Genomic DNA, 25,064 nt, shown 5'->3' with positions numbered 1-25,064 from the left:
CCCGCGCACGCGGGGATGTGCCCGCGACCGCGCGATCCTGGATGTTGGTCCCGGTCTGGCCCCCGCGCACGCGGGGATGCGCCCCCGGGCGGCGCTCGCGCACTACCTTCGCGGACCTGGTCCTCGCGCACGCGGGGATGTACCCAGCACGACGTACGGGGAGCTGCGCGCTGCCCGCTGGTCCCCGCGCACGCGGGGGTGTACCGCCGAGTGAGGCCAAGGGCACAGCCGAGGAGTCTGGTCCCCGCGTACGCGGGGAAGGACCCAGCAAGGGGGCCGAGGTCTGCCAGGGGCCGGGCTTGGTCCCCGCGCACGCGGGGATGGACCCGCGGCGGCCGATAGGCGCTGCGACGCGCCTTGCTGGTCCCCGCATCTGCGGGGATGGACCTGCGGCCGGGCGGCCGTGGACGATGGACAGGTGCTGGTCCCCGCGCACGCAGGGATGGACGCTGGCTACGCGAGGTACGGCGGCTGGCCTGCTCCTGGTCTCCGCGCACGCGGGGTGGACCTACTCACGTGAGTAGGTTGGGGTGCTTTGCCCTGGCCCCGCGCACGCAGGGGCCCCTGGGCAGCTTCCTGCGCACCGTGCGCAACATCTGGTCCCGGCACTCGGTGGTGTTCCGGGCACCAGGCTGCCTCGCGTGGACGATCACACGCGCTTCCCGCGCGAGGGCTGATCTCGTTCAACGTAGGGCCACGTACCCCTTGGTAATGCGCTCCCCTGCATCAACGACATGGCGTTGAGGTGTCGCCCATGGGCCCAACATCGAGGTACCGGCTCAGCCGCGCCTTTTTCCCTGCGTGAGATGCGACGCAGGCCCGTGGCAGATTTCAGGCACTGCAAGCGCACCGCCACGTCCCTCTCCCGACGTGGGAAACTTGCTTTGCGGTCAGAGCCACGAAAGCGATCCGAACGGAGAGCACTGCGCCGATGGGGCCCAAATCTGCGAAGGTCTACGAGACGATTCGTGAGTGGATCACCTCCGGCAAGCTGTCGCCCGGTGACAAGCTGCCGTCCGAGCGGTCCCTCGTGGAGGAACTCGGGATCGGGCGTACCGCCCTGCGGCAGGTGCTCGCCAAGCTCGTGGCCGAGCGAGTGTTGGAGGTTCGCGGGCGGAGTTCGTACCGGGTGCCTGGTGGGGTCAGCGTCGCGACGCCGGAGGGGCTGGAGCCCTGGCAGGTTCACGGGAAGCGGACGATCTACGACAACCGGTGGGCGAAGCTGAGCCTGTGGGATGTCGAGCCGCCCGGCGTGAAGCGGTTCGAGCATCACGTTGTCGAGCTGCACCACGTGGCCGTGGCCGCTGTTCTGGACGATCAGGACCGGGTGCTGATGATGTGGCGCTACCGGTTCGTTCCAGACCAGTTCGGTTGGGAGCTGCCGGGCGGCATAGTCGACGCGGGCGAGGAAGCTCATGCCACGGCGCTGCGGGAGGTTGAGGAGGAGACCGGGTGGCGGCCGGCCGAGCTGGAGCACGTCGTGACGTACCAGCCGATGGTGGGCATGGTCGATTCGCCGCACGAGATTTTCGTGGGGCGCGGCGCGGAGCGTGTGGGTGAGCCCAGCGACCTGGAGGAGGCGGGGCACATCGAGTGGGTGCCGCTGGCCGACATCCCCGGGTTGATGGCGCGTGGCGACCTGATGGGGTCCGGCACCCTGGTCGCGCTGCTGCACGTGTTGGCCAACCGGCCCGCGGGTGGTTTCACAACCTCGCGGTGAGCAGGTCGATGCGTCGGCGGTGCCGCACCGAGCCCGTGCGGTTGGCCAGCAGACGCGCCTGACGTAGCTGGTCCTTGGCCTGGTCGTACTCGCCGCGGGCGAGGTGGGCCTGCGCCAGGTCGCATCGCAGTCCGGACTGGGCTCGGGTGAAGCTGGGGTCCATGACGTCGAGCGCCGCGTAGAGGTTGGTCACGGCGTCCGCGTCGCCGAGGAGGGCGAGCGCGTTGCCGCGCCAGCGGGTCAGGTGACCGTCGTTGAGGAAGATGCTCAGCATGTCTGGGTCGCGTGGCTCCGGCCCGGCCGGGATGCTGGCCGCGGCGCGCTCCAACGCCCGGTGGCAGGCGTCGGCCTGCCCGACCTGCGCGTACAGCTCGGCTTCTGCCGCGTACAGCCAGGCCCGAAGCCGTGGTGAGACGCGGTCGCCAGCCATCCGTTGGGCCTCGTGGATCAGGTCAACGGCGAGGTGGGGCCGCCCGGCGTCGCAGAGTACGTACGCCTGCTCGCCCATGGCATGGGCCACGTACATCGGCGCGTCCGCTTCGAGCGCGGCGCGCTTTCCGAGTTCGTAGTGGCGCCACGCGCGGTCGATCGCGCCCGCGTGCAGTGCCTGCCACGCCGCGAGCGTCGCCGCGCCGGCCAGGGCCAGTGCGACCGGGCGCCGCGCGTCGGGCAGCACGGCGAAGGTGAGCGCGTCTTCGAGGGCCGCGAGGTGGCCCGACATCTGGTCGACCAGCCCCGCGGCGCCCATCTGCCGGTCCACGGTCCGCAGCAACTCCGTCTGGTCCATGAACGTCTTCACCATGGACTGGCTGACCGAGCGGGACGCGTCGATGCGGTCGAGCAGGTCGTCGTAGCCGTCGGTCGTGGACGGCTGGCCCGATGGCGCCGCGCTGGGCCGTAGCTCGGCGTCCGTGATGCCCAACAGGGGGCGGAGCAGGGCCGCGTAGCGCTCCGACAGTGGGCGCTTGCCGTTCTCCCACTCGGAGACGTACACCCGTAGGCTCGCCGTCGCCGCGACGTCGATGAGGTGGCGTTCGGCGTACCGCTCGATCTCGCGGATCAGCCGTTCCTGCGACCACCCGCGCGCCTTTCGTGCGCTGCGAAGACCCTCGCCCATTGCTGCCGCCTAGCCGTCGATCCGGTGACTGCCGTTCTCAGCATGGCGCACATCGGGGCAGGTCAAAAGTGGTTAACACGCCTGGGGTTAAGGGTTGTTGGCTACCGAACATGCCCCCGCGAACGGTGTCCTTGAAGGGCGCCAGGGGACACCCGCCAAAGTCCGTTCTCACGACGGGGGTTGACTCTGGTGCGCACCAGATGCCAACCTTCTGGTGCGCACCAGTTGGCGCGCACCTCGCCCGGAGGGCTCCGTGAAAAGAGCCCGAAGGCCGCGACCGCTCGTTGAGAACTCCACAGTGATCTTTGAGAGACGCCGCCGTTGTTTGCATAGCACCTTTGATCTGCGGCGTCCCGGCGACCGTCAGCCGTGATGGCGGTCTGGGGCCACTCCTCCCCGGGGCAAGAAAAGGGGCTCTGCCTGCTGACCGCTTGGGAGCGGGTAGGGGGCCGCGCGAGCATCCCGATCTTTCCGGTCGGGCAGCGTGTGGTCAGTGATCACCCGAGGTCCGTTCGATCGGAGGGACCTGTGATGCATCGCCGAAGTACCTAGGGTGCGCGCCGGTTGGACCGGCCGGCGCGTAGCCCGTCGCGTCATCCGCCGCGGGAGCCCCCGCCACGCACAGCGTGAGCGAGGGCTCCGCGGCCCGCTTCTCTACGTCGCCGTGATGCCCTCTGCCCGCTGTGGTGGGCGGGGGCGGCGGCAGGGGGCGCTTGTACGTCTTGGCCGTGGCCGTGTGGCCACCGATTCGATGGAAGGACGGTCGCTGTGAACGTTATGAAGCTCGTGTTTGCGCGGCCGTCCGGCTGCTACCAGCCGTAAGGCCACGGCCCCCTTTTCAACGCTTGGCCGCGGTTCGACTCCGCGGTTTGAGCCCTGTGTTGCTCAGTCGCCCCTGGCTCGTGAGAGCCGGGGGCGGTGAGGAGCGCCGGGATCACCAACCCGATCGTTCCCACCCCGCAAGAACACGGCCCCGGTGCTGGAACACCGGGGCCGCCGTACTGGGCCGACCCTTGAGAGGACACCGACCCATGACCCATTTTGACACTCTTCCCAACGGCGAGCCGCCGCGGCGGGCGCTGGCGGCCATCCAGCGCGAGTTGCCGGTGATACTGGCCGAAGTCGCCTTGCTGGACGCGCAGATTAGCACGTTGGACCAGCCGTTGAACGACCTCACCGCGCGCCGTCTACGGGACGCTGAGCGCGAGGTAGCGCGGGCCCGACTGGCGGTCGCGGAGCGCGGCCAGCGCGGGCGGGACACGAGGTGGGCGGCATGAGCCATCTCGCTACGACTACCGCTGCGGTGGCGCCACTGTTAACGGGTTGGTCGGCCACCACGTGGTGGCTGCACCGGCGCCTGAACCAGGCCCGGCTGGACCCGCTGTCCGGACTGCCCACCCGTGCTCGCTTCGAGACAAGCGTGGAACGTCTGCTGCGGCGCCGGGTGCCGGTGCTGCTGGTGGTCATCGACCTGGACGGGTTCAAGGCCCTCAACGACGCCCACGGCCACCTGGCTGGGGATGCCGCGATCACCGCGACCGGCAGCCGCCTCAACCGCTGGGCCGCCGCACACGCCGAGCGGTGGGTGGTGGCGCGGTTGGGTGGGGACGAGTTCGCCGCCGCCTTGACCATGCCCCACGTGGAGGATCTGCCTGTCGCGCTGGGCCGGTTGCACGAGAACCTGTGTGCTGCGGTGCCCTTCGAGGGTCGCACCATGGCGTTGGGGGCGTCGGTGGGCGCGGTGTGGTCGCCGCACTGGCCACTGGCCGAGCGCTCCCGACTGCTGCGCGGGGCGGATGAGGCGATGTACGCGGTCAAGCGCACGGGTGGCGGGTGGCGTATCGCCCACAGCGACCACACCGCTATCGCCAGCGTCAACGGCCGCCGCCCGGGCCGCCCCGGCACCCACCCGACGGGGGGCGCCAGGTGAATGCGCTCACGGTTGAGGAGTTGGCCACCCCGCTACGGGCGCTGCGCCTGCTGGCCACCGACTTCACGCACCTGCCCGCCCCCACCATCAGGGTCACCGACATCTTCCCCAGCCGCCTGGAACTCTCCTTCCACGGCGACGCCGACGACCTGGGTGGGTTCGCCGCGTTCGAGACCTGGCGCCAAGCGCTACGTGTCGAGCCGGATGCCGTGGAGTTCGCGGTGCAGTCCGGTGGGCGCACGCACGTCCTGAGCGCCTACACCGAGTTCGCTGGGGCCAGCGTGCGCCTGGTCGCCTACGGGCCGGGCCCGACGGCGTCGGCCGGTGGGGAGGGGGCGTGGTGAGCGCTGGTTCTGCTTCCCGTCAGGCGTTGGCGGGTGGGGCTGGTGCGGTGACCGTGTTGTTGACGGCCGGCGCGTTTTGGCTCTCCTACGAGCACCTGCACGACACCGCCACCGCCAACGGGCTGAATGGCGCCCGTGCTTGGGCGTGGCCGGGCACGATCGACTTGTTCATCATCGTCGGCGAGTTGCTCATGCTCCGCGCCTCGCTCATGCGCCGCACCGACGAGTGGGCCATCGGGCTGACTGCCTCCGGTTCGCTGGGTTCGATCGCGTTGAACATCGCTGGTGTGGGGGAGGGGAGTCGGCCGCTGGAGTACGTGGTGGCCGCCGTACCCCCGGTCGCCGCGCTGCTCGCTTTCGGTGCCCTGATGCGCCAGGTACATCAGCGCCTGACGACCCCGCCCGGACCCGAGTCGGACGCGGACGTACCCACCACGGTCGAATCCGTACCCGTGGTCCCTGAGCCCGTACCCGTGGTTCCGGAGCCCGTACCCGTCGGGGTGCGGCTGCTGCCCCTCGTGGCCCGCCTCGAACCGGCCCCGGAGGATGACCGGGCGCCGGGTGTACCCGCCGATGTGGAGCCCGTACCCGGGGTCGAGGCACCCGCCGACGCCGTACCCGAGGACGTACCCGCGCCGCCCGGCGCTACGGCCTTGGCCCCGGAGTCGCTGGAGCTGGGGTGGGTGGAGCCGCACGACGACAGTCCCGCGCCGTCGGCTGAGGACAGCCTGACCGCTGATGCTCGGCAGCGCTTTGCCGGGTTTGTGGAGCGGGGGCGGCCGGTGCCGTATCGGCAGCTTCGTGAGGCGTATGGCATCGGGCAGCAGCGTGCTGAGCGCATCCGCGAGGAGCTGCTGCACACGCTGGTGGCGACCTGATGTCCCCCGCGTTCAGCCGTTGCTACGACCCCACCGGCGCCCGGTACGGCATCCCCACCTACCCCTGGCGCCTGGCCCCCGACGGCCTAGCCACGCGCCGCCAACTGCGCGCCCGCGGACTTCGGCCCGCAGGCCAGCCGGTCGCGGCACAGATCATGCGCCGCTCGCGTCACCGTAAGGCAGGGGTGGCCATCGCGTACCTGTACCGCCTGGACCTGGCACGGCCGGTGCGCCCGATGACGCCGGGGCGGGTGCGGGCGTTGGCCGCCGCGATGCGCGCTCGGCGTACCTGCCCGGGCTGTCGTTCCGATGCCGGGTACTGCATCCCGACCTCGCTGGGCCTGTGCGTGACGTGCGCGTACCCCGCCTGATCCTCACCCCGAGTACGCCCGTACCCGCCGTACCCGTCCCGCCCCGCCCGCTCGTACTCGGCGTACTCGCGCTGGGTACGAGCGGGCGCCGCGGGCGGGCTGGCGAGAGGCCCCGGCGTACCCCCTCCTTCTCGATCGAGAGGACTCGATCTCGTGTCCCGTCGTAGTCGTACCCGTGCCGTGAAGACGGCCGGGGGCGTGACCACCATCCGTATCCCGCGCCAACGCGGGCGTCGTTCTCAGCCGTTCGTGGTCGTCGTGCCCGAGCGGCCCTCCTGGGCCCGCGAAGCCTTGGGTTTCGCCGGTCGCATGCTCTGGCGCGCTCGCCGCGCCCTGGCTCCCACGGCCGCCGCGCTGTTCGCCCTGGCCACCACTGCACTGCTGCATGCCGTGGCGTGGTGGTCCGGGCTGTTCCTGGCCGCTGTGGCGATCGCGCCGCTGGTGTGGCTCGTGCGCACCCAGCACACCCACCCCGCCACCGGCACCGCGCTGGGCTGGCGTATCGCGCTGACCCTGCTGGCCGTGACCGCCCTGGTGTGGCTCGCGCTGGCGGCCGGGTTTGGCCCGCTGTGCGGGCCGCTGCCGCTGGCCTGGCTCGTACTGGCCACCGGCGCGCAAGCCGCCTGGCTCTTCGTCCGCCGCTCGAAGTAGAAGGGAGTTCACCTGATGGCATCCACCATGGGCCAGCCCAGCGGCGCAGCAGCGGGCGGGGCGGCCAAGCCGAACAAGTTCTCCAACGCCGGCGCCGCGGCCGGCGGGTTCGTCGGGGCCATGGGCAGCACGTTCGTGCCCCCGATCAACGTCACCGTCAACCGCAACACCACCACACTCTTAGCCAGGGCCGCGAACGTGCGCAGGCACAGTCGCTGTTGCCGGAGCCGGACTTCACCTCACCGGCGCAGGTCCGCAACTACTGCAACACCCTGCGAGCCGCCTCCATCACGCTGGCCATCGAGGTGGCCATGGCCGCCGAAATCCTCAAAGGCGTCCTCGCCGCCGTCCCCGACCCAGACGGCCGGTTGGGCGGCTCGCGAATGCGGGCCGCACGCGTGGCCCGCAAGTTGCAAAAGTCCGCTGACGAGCTGCGCTCGGCAGGGGTTGCCGCCGCGGCGACGTACGCGGTCTTCCAGCAGCAGTACGAAGAGGAGATCAACCGCGTCCGCCACCGCGCCCGGCGCCCGCAGACCCCACGCATCGACTGGACCCAGCAGTAAGGGGGGTGGCACCGGTCATGAGCAACCGCAACCGCTATCGCGCTCGCATCCGCGATGACGAGCACGCTGACACCACCGCCGGTGGTGGTCCGGTTGGCACGTATCTGCTGCACCGGGTCAAGCCGCACCTTCCCCCGTGGCTGGGGGTCGCCGGGACCGGGTTGGCCGGCGTGCTTGGCCACGCCCGGTGGGCGGACTCCGCCGCGGCCGGCGTCGGACTCACCCTGGCGTCGGTGGCGCTGACGGGCACCACGTGGTGGGTGGGCCGCTCCACCGGCGCCCAACGCCGGCTGCACTCGGCCATCACCGTGGCATCAGGCTCCGCGTGGCTGACCGCCGCCTGCCTGGCCGGCCCCACCACCACCCCGGTAGGCGACGTGTTCCTGATGGGCGGGCCCGTACTGGCCCTGACCTGGAACGTGCGCCTGGTCATCGGCCGCACCACCGACCCCAGCGGCGAGAGCTCCGACAAGGGGTTGTTGGCGAAGGTGGGGTTGGCGCGGGCGCAGCTCGGGGCGACGAAGGTCGAGCCGAACCGCGTCACCGCACCCGTGGCGCTGGAGCCGGGGGAGCAGACCAACGACGACGTCACCAAGGCCCTGGCCCGCCTGGCATCAGCGCTGGACCTGCCGAAGAACGCCGTGCGCTACACCCCCGACCCCTCCTCCGAGCGTCGCGGGGAGCTGGTCATCGTCCCCGAAGACATGCTCTCCCAGGTGGTGGAGTGGGAAGGCCCCTCCAACCTGGGCGGCTCCATCACCGAACCCCTGGACCTGGGGCGGTACGACGATGGGGCGCCGTTGTTGATCTGGTTGCCGGGTGATCCGGAGGCCGGGCGCAACTCCACTCACCTGCTGATCGCGGGCGGCACCGGCTCCGGCAAGGGCGACACCGCCCTGAACCTGCTGACGGAGATCCTCTCCCGCCGGGATGTGATCGTGTGGTTCTCCGACCCCAAGGCGTTCCAGGACTTCGCCCCGCTGCGGCCGGGCCTGGACTGGGGTGTGGAAGGCGGCACGGACACCGAGGTTCTGATCGAGGCCGTCAAAGCCGCGATCCCTGAGCGCACGCGCTGGCTGGGTGCCCACGGCTACCGCCAGTGGCTGCCCCAGTGCGCGCAGCCCCAGACCGATCCCGGCCACTCCTGCCGTGCGGACGGACAGGCGTGTGGGTGTGCGGGGATGCCGTTCCTGGTGGCCTGGATGGAAGAGGCCGCCAACACCCTGCGCGCTCAGGGCGACGACGTGTTCACCGGCATCGCCCAAGAAGCACGCTCGGCCGGCATCAGCCTGGTCGTCTCGCTCCAACGCCCCTCCTACGACCAGATGTCCACCAGCACCCGCGCCTCCCTCCCCTCCGTGATCGCCCTAGGCTGCGACCCACGCGACGAAGGGTTCTCCCTGCCGGAGTCGGTCATCGACGCCGGTGCGCATCCGGGGGCGTGGGGCAACCGCAGGCCCGGGTACTGCTACATCGTCTCCCCGGGCATCGCGGAGGATCGCTACCCCTCCCCGGGCCGCACCCGCCGCTTCACCACCCGCGCGATCGCGGTCATGGAACTGCTGGCCACCTGGGCCCAGCGCAACGGCGCCACCGCCGACCCCATCACCGCCCGCGCCGCGGCCAGCGTCGCCGGCCGCACCTACACCGGCCGCACCACCACCAACCCCACCCCCAACACCCACACCGGCTCGACCGGCTCCGGCCCGTCCGATGGCGGGGCGGGCTTCGCGGAAGAGGACGAGATGGGCCCCGAGCCGCACTACGACCCGGACGACGCCGGCATCGACCCCGAAGCCGACCTCGCCGCCCCCGAACCCGGAGACGACGCCCCGATCTTCGGCACGCCAACCGGGCGCCGACCGAGCCCGGAAGAGGCCCGGCGCCTGTTCGCCGACGCGCTCGCCCAGTTCGAAGCCGAGGGCCGAATGATCGTCGGCCCCAAGGACTTCATGGACTGGTGCGACGCCCACGGCTACAGCCGCCCCTGGGTCTCCGCGCGACTCAAGGACGCCGCCTTGGAAGGGCGCCTGGAGCCGACGAACACCACCGGTCGGTGGCGGATCGTCCCCGCCCTGACGGCCGCGTGACACCTGACACCGTCACGCCCGCCTGACACCCAAACCCCTAGGCACTCGCGCTGTCACACCCGCCTGACACCAGGCCCTGACACCTGCGAAACCCCGCCTGACACTCCGATCCCTGTGGGCCCGCGCGCATCTTCGGCGCGGGCCCACACCGGTCGAGAACGGAGTTCCGCCATGGACCACGAACGGCCCCCGGCCGTCGTCCACCACCCCGTTCCACTCCCTTCCCAGCCCGCGCCCCTGGCGCCCATCCAGCCCGCCACTGCACCGGCCCTCTCCAGCGTCCAACTCCCCGACGGCCGCATCGTCACCGGCTACACCCTCACCCCGCACCCGCACCCGGCGCCGGTTCCGGCGCCCGTTGAGCCGCGGCCGGCCATCTCCCGCACCGCGGTCAACGTGGCGCTCGGCGGCATCGGGTTCGGCGCCATCTGCGGCGGACTGGTCCTGCTCACCACGTTCATCGCCGCCCTGGCCGCGCTCATACAGCAGCTCATCATCCTGGCCGCCGTCATCTTCGGCGGCTGGATCGCCGCCCAAGTCCTCCACCACCGCCCCGCTCGCAGCGGCACCACGGTCAACATCCGCAAAGCCGTCATCAAGCGCAACCACTTCCGCGCCTGAGCCAAAGGAGACACGCGCGTGAGCACCACCGAACACCCCCACAGCCCCACCTGGCCGGACGGACCCATGCTGGCGTTAGACCTGGAAACCACCGGCATCGACCCCGAAACCGCCCGCATCGTCTCCGCCGCCGTAGCCGCCGTCGGAGGAGGCGCCTCGCCCGAAACCACGACGTGGCTCATAGACCCCGGCGTCGAGATCCCCGCTGAGGCCACCGCCATCCACGGCATCACCACCGACCAGGCCCGCACCAACGGCCGACCCCCGGCCGAAGCACTCACCGAAATCACCGCCGCGCTCGCCGAACCGCTGGAATCCGGGGCGCCGCTGGTCGTCTTCCGGGCCCCGTACGCACTCACCGTCCTCGCCCGCGAATGCACCCGCGCCGGCATCGCCTTCCTGAACGAGGTAGCGCCGGTCATCGACCCGGCCGTTCTCGACAAGCACGTTGAGCGCTACCGCACCGGACGCCGCACCCTGCCCGCGCTCTGCGCCCACTACCGCGTCCGCCACGACGGCCCCAACAACGCCACCGAAGACGCACTGGCTGCTGCCCGCCTGGCCTGGCGCCTGCCCCGCGTTCACCCCAGCTTGGCCGCCATCCCGCTCGCCGAACTCCACACTCGCCAGCAGACATGGGCAGCAGAACAAGCGGCGGGTCTACAGGCACACCTGCGGCGCACCGACCCTGGAGCAACGGTCAACGGCGCCTGGCCGCTCGTGCGCTGAGCGGCGAACCCCGCAAGCGCGGGGACCACGCGTCCTGTGGCGGCTGGTACCCCATCGACTACGGACCACCCCCACTCGCGCGGAGACCACGGCGCCATGGCACGACCCGTGACCTTCGACCGCGGACCACCCCCGCTTGCGCGGGGACCACTCTTCCCGACCTGCGACGTTACGACGCAGATTCCAACTCTTCACCCAGTCCAGCAGAACGGGGCGGCCCGCGTCTCGCCAAAGCCTTGGGCCGCCCCTCCGTCCGTCACAGAACGGAGCACCAGCATGACACCAACCCCCCGTCCGTCGCTGCTTGTCGCAGCACTGGACGCCGCCGCGCGCGGCTGGCCCGTCTTCCCCCTGCGCTCCCGCGACAAGCGACCCACCGGCCACGCCGAACCCTGCTGCCCGCACGTAGGACCCTGCGCGGATGGCCACCGCACGTGGGAACAGCGCGCCACGACCGACCGCTCCGCCATCTGCGCCGCCTGGTCGCTGCGCCCGTACAACATCGGCATCGCGACCGGCCCCGCCAACCTGGTCGTCATCGACCTGGACCAGCCCAAGCTCAAGGGCAACGCGGACACGCCTAACGGCGCGACGACCTTCCTGGCGCTCTGCGAGCGCGCCGGACAGCCCGTCCCCCGCACCTACCGCGTCCGGACCGCCAGCGGCGGGTGGCACCTGTACTTCACCGCCCCACCCGGCACCCGGCTGAACAACACCGCAGGCCGGCTGGGGCCGCTGATCGACACCCGCGCCTGGGGCGGATACGTCGTCGCCGCTGGCAGCAGCACCCCACACGGCACCTACGAGCTGGCCGACAGCGCGCCCGTCGCACCGCTGCCCGATTGGCTCGGTCAGTTGCTTCGCCCCGCACCCTCCCAGCCTGCCCGCCCCCTCAAGCTCCCCGTCGTCAACGGCTCCAGCGCCGCCCGCGCCGCGCTGGAGCGCGAGTGCGCGGTGGTGGCCACCGCGCCGGACAAGCAGCGCAACACCACGCTCAACCGCTGCGCCTTCAAGGTGGGGCGCTTCGTGGCCTGGGGCGACATCCCCCGCCACGTGGTGGAGGACGCCTTCCAAGGGGCGGGGGAGGCCCGGGGACTCACCGCTGCCGAGTGCCGCGCCACCATCCGCAGTGCGCTGGACAGCTCCATCCGCAAAGCCCGCCGCCGGGACGCGGCATGAACACCCCCCGCCCCGCCCCCTTGGAAGGCCACCCCGAACACCCGTCGAAGCCTGGCCTCGCCAAGCCGACCGACGCTCCCACCGGCCGTAGTGCGCCGAAGAACGCCGCCCGCAAGGGCGTCCGATCAGCACTTCGCCCTGAGCCGCACGAACCCTCCGGGCCCCGACCGGTCGCCTGGCTCCACATCACCGCCCCCGGCCGCGGCTCCACCCCCACCGCCCGCTCGTGGTGCGCGTGCGGGCGCGACCGGTACGCCGCGGGCCACCGTCGCGTGCTCGCCCTGATCACCGACCACGCCGCCCACCCCGACACCTGCTCCCTCCGAGCGCCCCGAGAAAGGAGGGTCGCCGCATGACCCCCGCCACGCCACCCGCGCCGTCCATCGACGGCGCCTCCCTGCTCGATGAGGTCGAGGCGTTCCACCGCCGGTTCAATGTCTTCCCGAGTGAAGCCGCCTACGTGGCCGTCACGTTGTGGGATGCTCACGCCCACCTGATCAGTGCGTTCGACTCCACGCCGCGCATCGCGTTCCTGTCCCCCGAGCCCGGCTCGGGGAAGTCACGGGCGCTGGAGATCGTGGAGACGCTGGTGCCCAACCGCCTGGTGGCCGCACACGCGTCCGCGAACGCCATGTACCGGGCGGTGGGAGACACCGGCCAGCTGCCCACCGTTCTGTTCGATGAGGTGGACACCATCTTCGGCCCCAAGGCAGGGGACAACGAGCCGCTGCGGGGCTTCATCAACGCAGGCCACCGGCGCGGCGTCGGGGTACTGCGGTGCGTGGGAGACGGCTCCAACCAGGAAGCGCGGGAGTTCCAGACGTTCTGCGCCGTCGCCATGGCGGGACTCGGCTCGCTGCCCGACACGATCCTGACCCGCTCGGTCATCATCCGCATGCGCAAGCGGGCCCCCAACGAGACGGTCGAACCGTACCGTCAGCGCGTCCACGAGAAGCAGGGAAACGCGCTACGCGATCGACTCGCCGCATGGGCCGAACAGGTCCACGCACAGGTGGCGGAAGCCTGGCCGGTCCTTCCCGAGGGCATCAGCGACCGCCCCGCAGACGTCTGGGAACCCCTGCTCGCCGTCGCCGACGCGGCCGGAGGGCACTGGCCGGAGCGCGCCCGTTCGGCCTGCGTCGCACTGGTGAGCGCCGCCAAGGAGGGAGACAAGGCGTCGCTCGGCATCCAGTTGCTCACCGACCTGCGCGACAAGGTGTTCTCCGGAGCCGACCGCATGCCCACGGCCGCCATCCTCGAATGCCTGCACGCCATCGAGGACGCCCCGTGGGGCGACATGGACGGCAACGGCAAGGCGCTCACCTCCCGGGTGCTGTCCAAGATGCTGGGCGAGTACGTCACGGCCGAGAACAAGCCCATCCGCCCCCGCTCCATCCGCACCGCTGGCGGGGTCCCCAAGGGTTACTACGCCGAGGATCTCCTGGACGCGTGGCTGCGCTACTGCCCCCTCCCCCCGGAGATTGCCGCTACATCCGCTACGTCCGCTACATCGCAGGTCAGCGGCCGTGAATCCGTAGCGGATGCGCCTTCCGGCGTCCGCTACATCACTCACCGAACCGCTACGGGCTCCCGCACCGCGTAGCGGCAGCCACCCGCTACATCAGGCTCATCCGCTACCCCGAACAGGCTCCTGACCTGGTGCGTAGCGGATGTAGCGGATGTAGCGGATTCCTCAGGAGAAGGGACAGCGATGCGCATCCGTCTCGAAGGAACCGAAGAGGAATGCCGCCGCGCAGCCGAAGCCCTGGCCAGTGTCTTCCTCGTGCTGGAGGCCAGCCGCCCGTACCCCAACCGACCGCCGAGCCGCCTGGTACGCGTTTACCTCACCATCGACATGAACGCCTCGACATCCGAGGGGGCGTGACCGTGGCCCGCGCGCAGATGCTCAAGCTCCACGAAGTCCTCGAAGAGATCGAGATGAGTCGTGCCGCCTTCTACCGCATGCGCGCCCGCGGAATGGCACCTCGCATCAGGAAACTCCCCAACGGCCAACTCCGCGTAAGCCGCCGCGATCTGGACGCGTGGTGGCAGCGCTGCGAGCAGAACGCCGCCTGATTCCCCAGTAGTTCGACCGAATCGAACGAGCGGGGCCCGTCGCCAAAGCGGGCCCCGCTCACATGGAGAACGATGCTCACATACGACGTCGATTTCTGGTCTATTCGCAGACGAGCCGGACGCCGCAAACCGTATGAACTTCGGTGGCGCGTAGGCGCCAACTCTCACTCCAAGAGCTTCGTCACGAAGACCCAAGCCGAGGGTCGTCAATCCGAACTCATGGCCGCACTCCGCAAACGGGAGCAGTTTGACGAGGAAACCGGCTTGCCCGCCAGCGAGTTGGCGGCGCTGGCCTCCCCGACCTGCTATGAGCACGCGGTTGCCTACGCCCTGATGAAATGGCCGCGCGCCGCGGCCAAGCATCGTGCCAGCATCGCGGAAGCGCTCGCCGTCGTCGTCCCGACGCTCGTCACGACCAGCACAGGAGCGCCCGAAGCCAAGGTCTTGCGAGCCGCGCTCTACCAGTGGGCGTTTCGCGCAGCGAAGAGCGCCGATGGCGTGTTAGCACCCCGCTATTCCTCGGAGGAGCCGCCCGAGGAAATCCGCATGGCGCTGGCCTGGATAGCCAGCCACTCCGTGAAGGTGAACTCCCTGGAGAATCCCGAGCGGCTCAGACCGGCACTCGAAGCGTTGTCGCTGCGGATGGACGGAAAGAGGGCTGCGGAGAACACGGTGCGGCGCAAGCGGATGGTGCTCAGCAACTTCCTGCGCTACACGGTAGAAGAGAAACGGTTGCTCTCCGCCAACCCCCTTTCCCAAGTGGATTGGACACCCCCGGAGACCGACGACGAGATCGACTTCCGGTACGTCCCGGGCCCTGCGCTCGCCCGTTCGCTCATCGCTGCGGTGGCTGCGGCCAACCCCCGCGGGCAGCACCTGGAAGCGTTCTTCGGATGCATTTACTACGCCTATACACGCCCCGGTGAAGCCGTCGCACTCAAAGAGACGGACTGCGTTCTGCCACCCGATACGGAGGAGCACGCGGAGGACTGGGGCGAGCTGCTGTTGGAGGAAAGCCGCCCGGAGGTGGGCAGCGGGTGGACCGACGACGGCACGTCCTACGAGGCGCGCGGCCTCAAGCGGCGGGCCCGCGGTGCCACCCGGCCGGTCCCCATCCCTCCCGTGCTGGTGCGGATGCTGCGCGAGCACATCCGGCGCTACGGAACGGCGCCGGACGGCCGGCTGTTCCGTGCGGCGGAGGGTGGGCGCGTGCGGTCCACCGAGTACTGCGACCTGTGGGATACGGCCCGGGAAGCGGTGCTCTCGGAGGGCGAGGCGGCGACGCCTCTCGCGGAGGTCCCGTACTCGCTCCGCGCGGCCGGCGTCTCCCTCGCGATCAAATCCGGCGTCGATCCGGTCGAAGTCGCGCGCCGGGCGGGGCACAGCATCGCGGTGCTGTTCCGCTTCTACGCCAAGGTGCTCCGCGGGGACCAGTCGCGCTCCAACCAGCTCATCGCGAAGGGCCTGACTGAGGACTGACCGGCCCCGCGTTGGCCCGCGTCTGGCCCAAACAGCCTGGTCAAACCTGGGACAGACGCGAGACGAAGTGAGACACCCCCAACGCACCAGGGGCGCCCCGATGCTCGGGGCGCCCCTGGTGACCAGCTAAAACGCTGAACTGGGCGGAGGCTGAGGGATTTGAACCCTCGGTGACGTCGCCGCCACGACGGTTTTCAAGACCGTTCCCTTAGGCCGCTCGGGCAAGCCTCCCGTGCCCCGCCGACCTGCTGCGAGGCGTCTACAGCCTAGCGGCTCTCCGGGTCCGGTCGCCGCCCCGGTCCGAAGGTCGGACCGGGGCAGTGGCGGGGTCAATCGCGGTGGTGGGGCACGGGGGTGGGGGCGGCGGGGTCAGCTGTCGCCCTTGCGCTCGCCCAGGGTGACCTGGACCTTGTTCTCCTTGCCGTTCCTGAGGAAGGTGACGACGACCTTGTCGCCGGGCCGGTGCGTCCAGATCTCGCTGATCAGCGTCGGGCCGCTGTCGATCACCGTGTCGTCCAGCTTGGTGATCACGTCACCGGCGCGCAGGCCCGCCTTGTCGGCCGGGCCGCCCGGGGTGATCGGGTCGGTGGTGCCCTGGCCCTGCCGGGAGATGGTGGCGCCGGCGCCGGTGTCCTTCATGTTCACCGTGGCCTCGATGACCGGGTAGACCGGCTGCCCCGTCTTGATCAGTTGCTCGGCGACCTGCTTGGCCTGGTTGATCGGGATGGCGAAGCCGAGGCCGATGCTGCCGGACTGCTGGCCCTGGCCGCCGAAGCCGCCACCGCCGCCCGCCGGCTGGATCGCGGAGTTGACGCCGATGACGGCACCGGAGTCGTTGAGCAGCGGCCCGCCCGAGTTGCCCGGGTTTATCGACGCGTCGGTCTGCAGTGCGCTCATGTACGACGCCTTGCTGCCCCCGCCGTCGCTGGAGGAGACCGGCCGCTTCTTCGCGCTGACGATGCCGGTCGTCACGGTACCCGAGAGCCCGAACGGCGCGCCGATGGCCACCGTGCCGTCGCCGACCTCGACCTTGTCGGAGTCGGCGAGCGGCAGCGGGGTCAGGGCGCCGGGCGCGTCCTTCAGCTTGAGTACGGCGATGTCGTACCCCTCGGCCCGGCCCACGACCTCGGCGCGGTACTTCTTGCCGTTGGAGAACGTGACCCGCAGTTCGCCGCTGTCCGCGGCGGACGCGACGACGTGGTTGTTGGTGAGCAGGTGGCCCTGCTTGTCGTAGACGAAGCCGGTGCCGGTGCCGCCCTCGCCGGAGGTGCTCTGCGCCTCGATGGTGACGACGCTCGGCAGCGTCTTGTCCGCGATGGCCGACACGGAGCCGGGGGCGCGGTCGGTGGACTTGGCCTCTCCGGTGGCGGAGATCGTGGTCGACTCGTTGTCCTTGTCCCGCTCGGCGGCCCAGAACCCGATGCCGCCGCCGATGCCGCCGGCGACCAACACCGCCGCCAGGACGCCCGCGAGGATGCCGCCCCGTTTGCGCCGTGGCGGCACCGGCCCTGGCGCGCCGGCGCCCCAGGGCGCGTGCGGGTCGCCGGGCCCGCCACCCGGGCCGTACGGCTGGCCGCCGCCCGACCACCAACCGCCGTCCCCGGCACCACCCGCACCGCCCGCACCACCCGCACCGCCCGCGGGCGGTGCGCCCACCGTCCCGTGCGGCGTCGCGGCGTGCGCGGCGTGCGGCGCCGGGTGGCCGGGGGTGGTGGCCGACTGCGCCACGGGGGTCGGCTCCGCGAGGGGCGCCGGCGTACGCCCCGCGTCGGCGGGCGGGCCGGCCGGGCCGTCCTGGCGCGCGGGCGTGTCGACCGACGTGATCTCGGCCGTCGGGTGCGCCGCGGGCGCGCCGGCCACCGTCTCGGCGTCGGCGGGCGACCGCGCGGGGTCCGCCCCGCCGCCGGGCGCGGAACCAGCCGCGTCCGGGGCGGTCGGCCGGGGCGTGGACTTGGCCGGCGCGCTGGTCGTGGGCGGGGCGAGGCCGTAGTCCGGGGCGGGGTGCTCGGCGCCGGGCGCGGCGGGCGGCGCTGGAGGCGCCGTGCGCGGCTCGGTCTCGGGCGGAACAGCAGCGCCTTCGTTTTCCGTGCTCACAGCTCACTCCTCAGATGCACGACGTTTCGGTCAGGTGGCGGGCGGCCATCGCGTACGAAGGTCTGCCACCAGCCTTTCCCACGGCCTGTCAGGCCGCCGTAAGGAGCGGCGGGGCCGCCCCGGAGGGCGGCGGACCACCGGCAACCTCACCCGACACCCCCCGCTTCGACCTGGGTGCAACGGACGAAACGGACGAGCCTCCGCGGGGGCGGGTGCCACCGAGGCGGCGCGCGCCGGGCGGTGGCACCATAACGCGGTGACCTATGCGCGCCCGGCCAGGGACAGTCGTCCCGGCCCGCACAGCCCGTTCGTCGTCGCCCACCGCGGGGCCTCCGAAGCGGAACCCGAGCACACCCTGATCGCGTACGAGCGAGCCATCGAGGAGGGCGCGGACGCCCTGGAGTGCGACGTACGGCTGACCGCCGACGGGCACCTGGTGTGCGTGCACGACCGGCGGGTGAACCGGACGTCCAACGGACGGGGGGCGGTCTCCAGCATGGAGCTGTCCGACCTGGCCGCCCTTGACTTCGGTTCTTGGAAGGGGAAGGCCGCCGACGCCGAACTGCCGGACCGGGACGCCGCCTCCGTGCTGACCCTGGAGCGGCTGCTCGAACTGGTCGCCGACGCGGGGCGCCCGGTCAGCCTCGCCATCGAGACCAAGCACCCGACGCGCTGGGCCGGCCAGGTGGAGGACCGGCTGCTGACGCTGTTGCACCGGTTCGGCCTGGCGGGCGGCCCGAGCGCGCCGGACGAGCCCGCGCCGGTACGGATCATGAGCTTCTCGGCGCGCTCCCTGCACCGGGTGCGCGCGGCGGCCCCCGGCCTGCCCACCGTCTACCTCACGCAGTTCCTCTCGCCCCGCCTTCGGGACGGCCGGCTGCCCGCGGGCGTGAGCATCGCGGGCCCCAGCGTGCGCATCGTGCGCAACCACCCCGGGTTCGTCGCCCGCCTGCACCGCGCGGGGCACCGGGTGCACGTATGGACCGTGAACGAGCCGGCCGACGTCGACCTGTGCGTACGGCTGGGGGTCGAGGCCATCATCACCAACCGGCCGAAGCAGGTGCTGTCCCAACTCGGGCGCACATAACGCCCATGACACGGAGTGCACCGGCGCATTCGGTACGTATGCGATCACGGCGAGTACGCCACCCGATCGCAGTTGGCCGGTTTCCGATCCACTTCCTCCGGGCATCCACCCCTTGGCATGGGGCAAAGGAGGTCTCGGGGGTGGCGTTGGTGGTGGCACAGGAAGTGCCGACGTCGTCGACTATGTCCGTTCCCCATGGCCCTGCGGGCGTGGGTGAGGCGCGGCACCGGATGCGCGGGGAGCTTCGCTCCAGCGGGGTGCCGGAGTCGGTCATAGACGACGCAGTATTGATCCTTTCCGAATTGCTCAGCAACGCGTGTCGGTACGGCCGCCCGCTGGACGCCGACGACGGCGCGGTGAGCGACTGCGACACCGCGGACGGCGGGGCCGCCGGCGCGATGCGCGCGGCCTGGCGCGTGGAGGCGTGCGGCAGGCTCACGGTCGAGGCGACCGACGGCGGCGGCCCGACAAGACCACTTCCGGCCACGCCGTCGATCACGGCCCGCGGCGGCCGGGGCCTGCACATCATCACGGCGCTCGCCGAGGAGTGGGGCGTACGGGACGGGCACGGCGAAGTCACCGTATGGGCCGTCTTGTCCCCACATGACGCGCCGCCTGAGGCGCCCTCGCGCATTGTCCTCACCCCCGAACTGCGCTACGCGACGCCGCGCCCCGAGCCGTTGGGCGGACGGGGCGGCGCCCTGGACGGCCTTGAAGAGTTGAACGAACTGGGCGAGCTGGACGGCACCGCCTGAGCGACCCCCGTCCCGCTCCCACGGCCGGACGGCCCCAGCCCACGGCCCCGCGCCCCGGCCTCACCGGCCCCGTCGCCGCCGTCGGCCCAGTCAACCTCCGGGCGCCCCGGCCCAGCGCGCCGACCGGGCCAGAGCCGGAAGCGAGCCCGGGGCCCCGCACCGGTCTCTGGCGGGCCGCCCCCGGCGACCGACTGCCGGATTCCGGTTCCGTGTCGGGCCGCGCGTCGCGCCGCCTGGCGCGCGCTCTGGCGGACCCGCGTACCGGAAGGGCTAGGCTCGCGACGCGTAGGAGCCGTACCGACCGGGAGACAGCCACGCCATGGCCAAGAAGCGCCGCCCCCAGCCGAAGACCACGCCCCAGGGCGCGGCCGATGCCTACCCCGTGGTCGGGGCACGCGAGCCCTGCCCGTGCGACTCGGGCCGGCGCTACAAGGCGTGCCACGGCCGGGCCGCCGCGCACGCGGTGACCGAGTTGGTGCAGCGCCCGTTCGAGGGGCTGCCCGGCGAGGCGGACTGGGTCGCGCTGCGCGAGCTGGTGCCCGCCGCGACCGCGGAGCTGCACCTCAAGGACGGGCTGCCGGACGGCGTTCCGTCGGTCACCCTCGCCACGGTGCTGCCCATGGCCTGGCCCGCGCTGCGCCGCGACGACGGCGCCGTGCTGCTCGGTCTCCAGAACGACACCACGTCGGGCGACCTGAGCCGCGACCTGGCGAGCACGTTGCGCCGCGCACTGACCGCCGAGCCGGGCACACCCGTCGCGGCCGGTGACGAGCGGGGCGCCGGCTGGGCGCCGGGCGACGGGCCGCGCCTCCAGGACCTGCTGGACCTCGACCGCCCCTTCGAGCCGGTGGTGCACCAGGGGTTCGAGTTCTGGATCGAGGACGCGGAGAACGCGAGCGCCGAGGTCAGCGCGTCCCTGGAGCGGGCGAACGAGGCCGCGATCCCGACGGTGCGGCTGACCGGCGTCGAGTCGGCGTACTGGTGCGAGACGCCAGACAAGAACCACCTGCGGTGGGTGATGACCCACCCGGAGGAGAAGCTCCTCGACGCGCTCGCCCGGCTGCACGCGGCCGGCGTGTCCTCGCTCGGCGAGGGCACGCGGCTGGTCGGCTCGTTCCGCGCGCACGGCCTGACCGTGCCGGTGTGGGACCTGCCGACCGCGATGCGCGCGGACGACGTGGAGAAGCCCGCCGCTGAGTTCGCGGAGCGGCTCGCCGGCGCGCTCGCGACCGAGGCGCCGCTGACGCCCGACGAGCGCCGCGCGCGCAGCGGGCTCACCAACCGTCAGGTCACCCTGAGCTGACGCCCACGGGCCCACCCGGGCCCGTCCGGACTCGTCCGTGCGCACCTCTCCCGGGGCGCCCCGCACCGCTCGCTCACCGCGACCGGGCAGGGCGCCTCGCGGCGTTTCCCGGCCCCGGGGCGGGGGCCGCGCGGGACGCGTGACGCCCCGGGGCGCGGCTGGGCGGGAACGCGGGGCGCGGGGCGGCCGGCACGAGAAACCCGGCGCGGGGGTGGTGCGCGGCCGACGGAAAAGGGCCGCCACGGGCGGAAGGCCAGGGGGAGTGCCGCGGTACCGGAGTAGCGCGGTACCGGAGTACGGGAGACCGGAACGGCGAGCGGGGCGGGCGCGAGGGAGGGGGATGCCGTTTTCGGAATATCGTATTCCGCATACGCCCTGTTCCACGGCGCCGTTTCCCCACCAATGACACGTCCGCTCGACTGCCCGTTTGCCCGATTGTTTGCACGGCGCGTACGCGGATGCCGTTCGCGGGGCGTCCGGTGATCGAATCCGATCCCGATGGATGAGCCCCGCCGAATGGGCCCGTACGCGACGGCAACGCGCCGCGACTTCCCCGGCTTTCGTTCTTCCTCACACGCCACGGCCGAGTGGGGGATATCGCAGCGTCTTTGCGGAACGCGTTGTTCGTACGGTACGGACAAATCTTTCGTCCGGTCCGCACAATGCGCGCCCGATCCGCACGTGACGGCGGCCGACACCGCGTGCGCGGAGCGCCCGTCGTCGCGCCCGGTTTCGCTTCGGACGCGAATGTCGAACAGGGGCGACGGCCACGGCGCCGGCACCGCCGCCGCGCGCCCGCGCGTCGGGGGAGGCTCCCGCGCCACCCGCACCCCGCGCCGCCCTGCCGGACCTGGGCCGCTCACACCCGCACGACCAGCGCGAAGACCCGTTGGGGCGGGCCCGGCGAGGTCCTGGGCGGCCGTGTCCGGACGGGGGGGGGAGGGTCGCCCCGGGGTCCGTGTGGGGCTCGTGGTGGGCGCGGCCCGGGTGGCGGCTGCGTCGGCTGGGCGGGACGCCGCGCCTTAAGGAGTTCCCGACCGATTCCCGGGAGTTTGTGGCCGCCGGAAGGGTTGAGGAGTCCGGCGGTTTCCTTGAGGTGCGGGTTCGGCGTGGTGCGCCGTTCCGGGGCGTGGTAGGCGCGGCGGGCGGTCGGGCGTGGTGTCCGCGTACGGCCACGGGGCACCGCTGTTGCGTACGCGACATGAGTGAGCCGCGATTGCGTCGGGATAGCGGAGTTAGGCCAGTCGGCGGACGGCGAGGGGTGCGGCGATCACGGCGTGTCCCCGACGGACACCGCACAGATGATCTCCAGACGATCCAGATGCGTGACCCTGGTCACAACTCCCGGTATTAGCCAGGAAATACGCGTCTTGAAATCCGCGATCGAATTTGCGAACTGCCGATCTCTTGTTACCGTTCTAGGAGCCCGGTCGCTGGTGCATCCCCCGTCGCCAGCGACCGGGCGCTTCCATGCCCGGCCCACGTCGCCGGCAGCCAGGGGAAACCACGTCCCCGGCCCGTTCATTCCGCCCCGCGCGCCACCGAGTTGCCGCGCCGAGGGCCCAGCGCCCCGCCGGCCCAGCGCCCGCACCGCGCGGAGCGCCCGCTCGCAGCGCCACCCGCCGCACGGCCCCCTTCGCGCACCGCGCCCCACGCCCCCTGCCGGGCCCGGTTTCTGGCTCGGCGTCAGACGCCCCGCCGACCCGCGCCACGGCCTGGCCAGGGCCGCGCGCCCGGCAGCCGGCCCGCACCCTCCCAGCTCGGGGCCGTACGCGCCGCCCAGCGCCCGCCTCGTGCCCGCCCGCGGCCTCGGCCGGCCCACCGAGCGGCGACGGCGTGTACCGCCGCCCGACGCCGCCTGGTGGGCCCCGTCGCGTCCCTCCCGGCGCCGCCTCGGGCCACGCGGACGCGGCGGCTCGGCGCGGCGCGTCCGGACCGCCGGGCGGCGGCAGCACCCGGACGGGCCTTCGCCACGCCGGCCGCCCGGCACCTGGTGGGCCGGCCGCTCACCGCCCCGGCCGCGGCACCGTCGGGTCCACGTCACACCGGCCCCTCGCGTCGCATCGCACACCGGCAGCACACCGCTTCCCCCGGCGCACCACACGACATCCGACGCACCATCCGACACCGGGTCGCCGGGGCCCGCCGGCCGCCCGGCCCAAGCGGCGCTCCAGGGGCGCCCTACCAGGTCACCACCCGTACGCTGGCCAACCGCCATCGGTTGCCGGGTCGGCCGCGCCCCGCCGCACCCGGCGCCGCCACAGCCGTCTTTGGCCGCCCCACCGCGCCCCTCATCACCACGTTCGCCAGCACGCGCGCCCCGCCGCGCGTTGGCCCGCCGCCGCCCCGGCCCTGGCCCCCGCGCACCGGGACGCCGCCCGTGCGGGGCGGCCCAGGAGCGGGTCGCCGGGGTCGGTCGTACCGGGGCCCGACGCGGCGGTACGCGGCGCGTCACACGGCTCGGGGCCACGGAGGCGCGACATCACTTCTGTCACATAGGTCACTGCCGTCACATTTGAGCTGGACTTGAGGGGCGAGTTCAAGCCAGTACCGAGGAGTTGTATCCGCGCGTCGGCGACCTCAGCGTGGCGCGATCACGCTTGCACTCTGCGTAACCACAACCCCCGCGCGGCCCCGCGCGCAACCGGGCGGCGAGCGGCGCGGGGCGGGGGCAATTGGAGGTTTCCGCGCTTCCGCCGCCGCCCGCGGGGTGACCCACGGTGGCGCCGCGCCGGGCGCGCGGCGGGGCCATTCGGTGTACCGGGCATTGAAGAGTGGAAGACAGCGGGTGACGAGCGGGGTGGCGCGCACGGCGCCGGTAGGCCGCCCGTACGACCCGCCACGCCCCACGGGCCACGCGCCGGCCCATACGGCGGACCAGCCCCGCACTCCCCCGTCGTACGGCCGTACGGTCCACGCCATCGCGCGTCGTACGCCCCGCGCGGGCGCCCCTCGCACCGGTTCGCGCTGGTTCGCGCCGGCGTCGGCCGGTGCGCCTCGGCGGGGTCGGTCGGCCCGGGAGAAGAGGGCCGGAGGCGCGGGCTCCGGGGCGCGGGGCGCTACGGCGCCGGAAACGCCACCGGCCCGCGCGGAGGCGGGCCAGCGGGGTTGGCAGGTGCGCCGCCGCCCGGGTGGGGACGGGGCGGCGGGGTGCTCAGTAGGCGAGTTCGCTGCTGCTGCCGCCCGGGGCGTTGGCGCTGGCCTCGACCAGCGCGTCGGCTACGGCGCCGACCTGCGGCAGCCACGGGCGCAGGACGCCACGGGCGGCCGGCCGGGGGGCGCGCTCCCAGCGCACCTGACCCGCACCGGTCTGCGACGGCGGCAGGGCCACGTACCCGCCCTCGCCGTGGAAGCGCAGCGAGCTGGGCACCCAGTCCTGCCGGTGCAGCAGTTCGCCCAGTTCCTCCAGCGAGTACGGGGCGACCAGCAGCGACCAGCGGGTGGGCGTGGCGATCACCGGGCCGATGGCGATGCCGGCCAGGTCGAGGGCGGCGACCGCGCGGGCGCCGGCGACGGCGGGCAGGCTCACCGCGCTCGGGGCGCGGTTGCCGGTGGCGAGGATGATCGGCGCGGTGGGCCGGTTGGTCCACCACCACTGCACCATCCGGGCGTCGGTGGTGGCGGCGAGCAGGCCGGGGTCGAAGGGGTGCGCGCCGGGCACCACGCAGTCAGGGTGTGGGCACCCGCACTCTCCGGGCCTGCCACCTGGCGGGATGCCGACTCCGGGCAGGATCGGCCAGTGCCATTCGGTGGCACAGGTGAGCGCCGCGCCGAGCAGCGCCGTCCTCCTGCCCCGCCGCATCGAGAACTTGCGTCGCCTTCCGGGGATCTCGCGCATGAGCGCTCGTTCCTTTCCGTGAACGCCGAGGGCTGCGGACTGCCGTACGCGGCAGCGGACGATGGATCTCCATGGCGTCCGCCTGGTCGGGACGGCGCCGTGGCACTGCGGTGGCACTGCTCACACGGTGGCACTACTGACACTGCTGGCACTTCAGGCACTGCGGACGCTACGGCCTTTTCGCAACATCCCTGCATTTCGTTTGCGCAGTGCGGCGCTGAATCAACGCCGTCGATCAC

Annotated in this window: 21 protein-coding genes, 1 tRNA gene and 2 pseudogenes; 20 read left to right on the top strand and 4 right to left on the bottom strand. The window is 72.3% G+C overall.

What is annotated here, in order from left to right; genetic code table 11:
* Nucleotides 1-931: 931 nt before the first annotated feature.
* Nucleotides 932-1,720 carry a GntR family transcriptional regulator gene (locus tag AC3CHW_RS17170; protein WP_488467009.1) on the top strand — a complete coding sequence of 263 codons (789 nt, stop codon included), beginning with the start codon at nucleotides 932-934 and terminating at the stop codon, nucleotides 1,718-1,720.
* Here the strand turns inward: AC3CHW_RS17170 and AC3CHW_RS17165 are convergent.
* Nucleotides 1,704-2,837 carry a helix-turn-helix domain-containing protein gene (locus AC3CHW_RS17165; RefSeq protein ID WP_488467008.1) on the bottom strand — a complete coding sequence of 378 codons (1,134 nt, stop codon included), beginning with the start codon at nucleotides 2,835-2,837 and terminating at the stop codon, nucleotides 1,704-1,706. The two genes, AC3CHW_RS17170 and AC3CHW_RS17165, sit on opposite strands and share 17 nt — an antisense overlap.
* 1,031 nt (nucleotides 2,838-3,868) lie before the next feature.
* On the opposite strand from AC3CHW_RS17165, the gene AC3CHW_RS17160 reads away from it, so the two are divergent.
* The 16 genes and pseudogenes from AC3CHW_RS17160 to AC3CHW_RS17085 all read left to right on the top strand — a co-directional run bounded on the left by AC3CHW_RS17160 (nucleotide 3,869) and on the right by AC3CHW_RS17085 (nucleotide 15,748).
* Nucleotides 3,869-4,114: a DUF6284 family protein gene (locus AC3CHW_RS17160; RefSeq protein ID WP_488467007.1), complete on the top strand. Its 246-nt coding sequence runs from the start codon at nucleotides 3,869-3,871 to the stop codon at nucleotides 4,112-4,114.
* Nucleotides 4,111-4,767, top strand: a complete 657-nt coding sequence (locus AC3CHW_RS17155) for a GGDEF domain-containing protein (protein ID WP_488467006.1) — start codon at nucleotides 4,111-4,113, stop codon at nucleotides 4,765-4,767. The genes AC3CHW_RS17160 and AC3CHW_RS17155 overlap by 4 nt, the downstream gene beginning before the upstream one ends.
* Nucleotides 4,764-5,111, top strand: coding sequence for a hypothetical protein (locus tag AC3CHW_RS17150; RefSeq protein WP_488467005.1), 348 nt, complete (start codon nucleotides 4,764-4,766; stop codon nucleotides 5,109-5,111). The genes AC3CHW_RS17155 and AC3CHW_RS17150 overlap by 4 nt, the downstream gene beginning before the upstream one ends.
* Complete coding sequence (locus AC3CHW_RS17145; RefSeq protein ID WP_488467004.1) at nucleotides 5,108-5,989, top strand: DUF2637 domain-containing protein; 882 nt, start codon at nucleotides 5,108-5,110, stop codon at nucleotides 5,987-5,989. The genes AC3CHW_RS17150 and AC3CHW_RS17145 overlap by 4 nt, the downstream gene beginning before the upstream one ends.
* Complete coding sequence (locus AC3CHW_RS17140; protein ID WP_488467003.1) at nucleotides 5,989-6,360, top strand: RRQRL motif-containing zinc-binding protein; 372 nt, start codon at nucleotides 5,989-5,991, stop codon at nucleotides 6,358-6,360. Before AC3CHW_RS17145 ends, AC3CHW_RS17140 begins: the two co-directional genes overlap by 1 nt.
* Nucleotides 6,361-6,558: 198 nt before the next feature.
* Nucleotides 6,559-7,011: a hypothetical protein gene (locus AC3CHW_RS17135; RefSeq protein WP_488467002.1), complete on the top strand. Its 453-nt coding sequence runs from the start codon at nucleotides 6,559-6,561 to the stop codon at nucleotides 7,009-7,011.
* A 15-nt stretch (nucleotides 7,012-7,026) separates the two neighbouring features.
* A pseudogene (locus tag AC3CHW_RS17130) lies at nucleotides 7,027-7,146 on the top strand (plasmid transfer protein TraA); the annotation flags it as partial.
* An 8-nt stretch (nucleotides 7,147-7,154) separates the two neighbouring features.
* Nucleotides 7,155-7,574, top strand: a pseudogene (gene traA, locus AC3CHW_RS17125) (plasmid transfer protein TraA); the annotation flags it as partial.
* A gap of 17 nt (nucleotides 7,575-7,591) precedes the next feature.
* Nucleotides 7,592-9,664, top strand: coding sequence for a plasmid transfer protein TraB (gene traB, locus AC3CHW_RS17120; protein WP_488467001.1), 2,073 nt, complete (start codon nucleotides 7,592-7,594; stop codon nucleotides 9,662-9,664).
* 171 nt (nucleotides 9,665-9,835) lie between these two features.
* Nucleotides 9,836-10,285 carry a hypothetical protein gene (locus tag AC3CHW_RS17115; protein WP_488467000.1) on the top strand — a complete coding sequence of 150 codons (450 nt, stop codon included), beginning with the start codon at nucleotides 9,836-9,838 and terminating at the stop codon, nucleotides 10,283-10,285.
* 18 nt (nucleotides 10,286-10,303) lie between these two features.
* The gene (locus AC3CHW_RS17110; protein WP_488466999.1) at nucleotides 10,304-11,014 is read left to right on the top strand and encodes an exonuclease domain-containing protein; all 711 of its coding nucleotides are present in this window, start codon (nucleotides 10,304-10,306) and stop codon (nucleotides 11,012-11,014) included.
* Between the two features lie 276 nt (nucleotides 11,015-11,290).
* A complete protein-coding gene (locus tag AC3CHW_RS17105; protein ID WP_488466998.1) occupies nucleotides 11,291-12,193 on the top strand; it encodes a bifunctional DNA primase/polymerase in 903 nt (300 codons plus the stop codon).
* A 352-nt stretch (nucleotides 12,194-12,545) separates the two neighbouring features.
* Nucleotides 12,546-13,796: a DUF3631 domain-containing protein gene (locus AC3CHW_RS17100; RefSeq protein WP_488466997.1), complete on the top strand. Its 1,251-nt coding sequence runs from the start codon at nucleotides 12,546-12,548 to the stop codon at nucleotides 13,794-13,796.
* Nucleotides 13,797-13,904: 108 nt separating this feature from the next.
* Entirely contained in the window at nucleotides 13,905-14,078 is a 174-nt protein-coding gene (locus AC3CHW_RS17095) for a hypothetical protein (protein ID WP_488466996.1), read from the top strand.
* A gap of 2 nt (nucleotides 14,079-14,080) precedes the next feature.
* Complete coding sequence (locus tag AC3CHW_RS17090; RefSeq protein WP_488471084.1) at nucleotides 14,081-14,269, top strand: helix-turn-helix transcriptional regulator; 189 nt, start codon at nucleotides 14,081-14,083, stop codon at nucleotides 14,267-14,269.
* 72 nt (nucleotides 14,270-14,341) lie between these two features.
* Complete coding sequence (locus AC3CHW_RS17085) at nucleotides 14,342-15,748, top strand: tyrosine-type recombinase/integrase (RefSeq protein WP_488466995.1); 1,407 nt, start codon at nucleotides 14,342-14,344, stop codon at nucleotides 15,746-15,748.
* Between the two features lie 144 nt (nucleotides 15,749-15,892).
* Here the strand turns inward: AC3CHW_RS17085 and AC3CHW_RS17080 are convergent.
* Nucleotides 15,893-15,979 (bottom strand) — tRNA-Ser (locus AC3CHW_RS17080).
* 138 nt (nucleotides 15,980-16,117) lie between these two features.
* Nucleotides 16,118-17,842, bottom strand: coding sequence for a S1C family serine protease (locus AC3CHW_RS17075; protein WP_488466994.1), 1,725 nt, complete (start codon nucleotides 17,840-17,842; stop codon nucleotides 16,118-16,120).
* A gap of 256 nt (nucleotides 17,843-18,098) precedes the next feature.
* Between AC3CHW_RS17075 and AC3CHW_RS17070 the strand changes: the two genes are divergently transcribed.
* The 3 genes from AC3CHW_RS17070 (at nucleotide 18,099) to AC3CHW_RS17060 (ending at nucleotide 20,987) form a co-directional block, all read left to right on the top strand.
* Nucleotides 18,099-18,929, top strand: coding sequence for a glycerophosphodiester phosphodiesterase (locus tag AC3CHW_RS17070; protein ID WP_488466993.1), 831 nt, complete (start codon nucleotides 18,099-18,101; stop codon nucleotides 18,927-18,929).
* 38 nt (nucleotides 18,930-18,967) lie between these two features.
* The gene (locus tag AC3CHW_RS17065; RefSeq protein ID WP_488471083.1) at nucleotides 18,968-19,684 is read left to right on the top strand and encodes an ATP-binding protein; all 717 of its coding nucleotides are present in this window, start codon (nucleotides 18,968-18,970) and stop codon (nucleotides 19,682-19,684) included.
* A 319-nt stretch (nucleotides 19,685-20,003) separates the two neighbouring features.
* Nucleotides 20,004-20,987 (top strand): DUF5926 family protein, encoded by a 984-nt coding sequence (locus tag AC3CHW_RS17060; RefSeq protein ID WP_488466992.1) that lies wholly within the window; start codon nucleotides 20,004-20,006, stop codon nucleotides 20,985-20,987.
* A 3,154-nt stretch (nucleotides 20,988-24,141) separates the two neighbouring features.
* Here AC3CHW_RS17060 and AC3CHW_RS17055 read toward each other — a convergent pair.
* Nucleotides 24,142-24,825 (bottom strand): bifunctional DNA primase/polymerase, encoded by a 684-nt coding sequence (locus AC3CHW_RS17055; protein ID WP_187062876.1) that lies wholly within the window; start codon nucleotides 24,823-24,825, stop codon nucleotides 24,142-24,144.
* Nucleotides 24,826-25,064: the final 239 nt, after the last annotated feature.

The organism is Streptomyces sp. MGP-BFMKR1, assembly GCF_057766585.1.
This window is presented reverse-complemented; position numbering and strand designations above follow the sequence as displayed.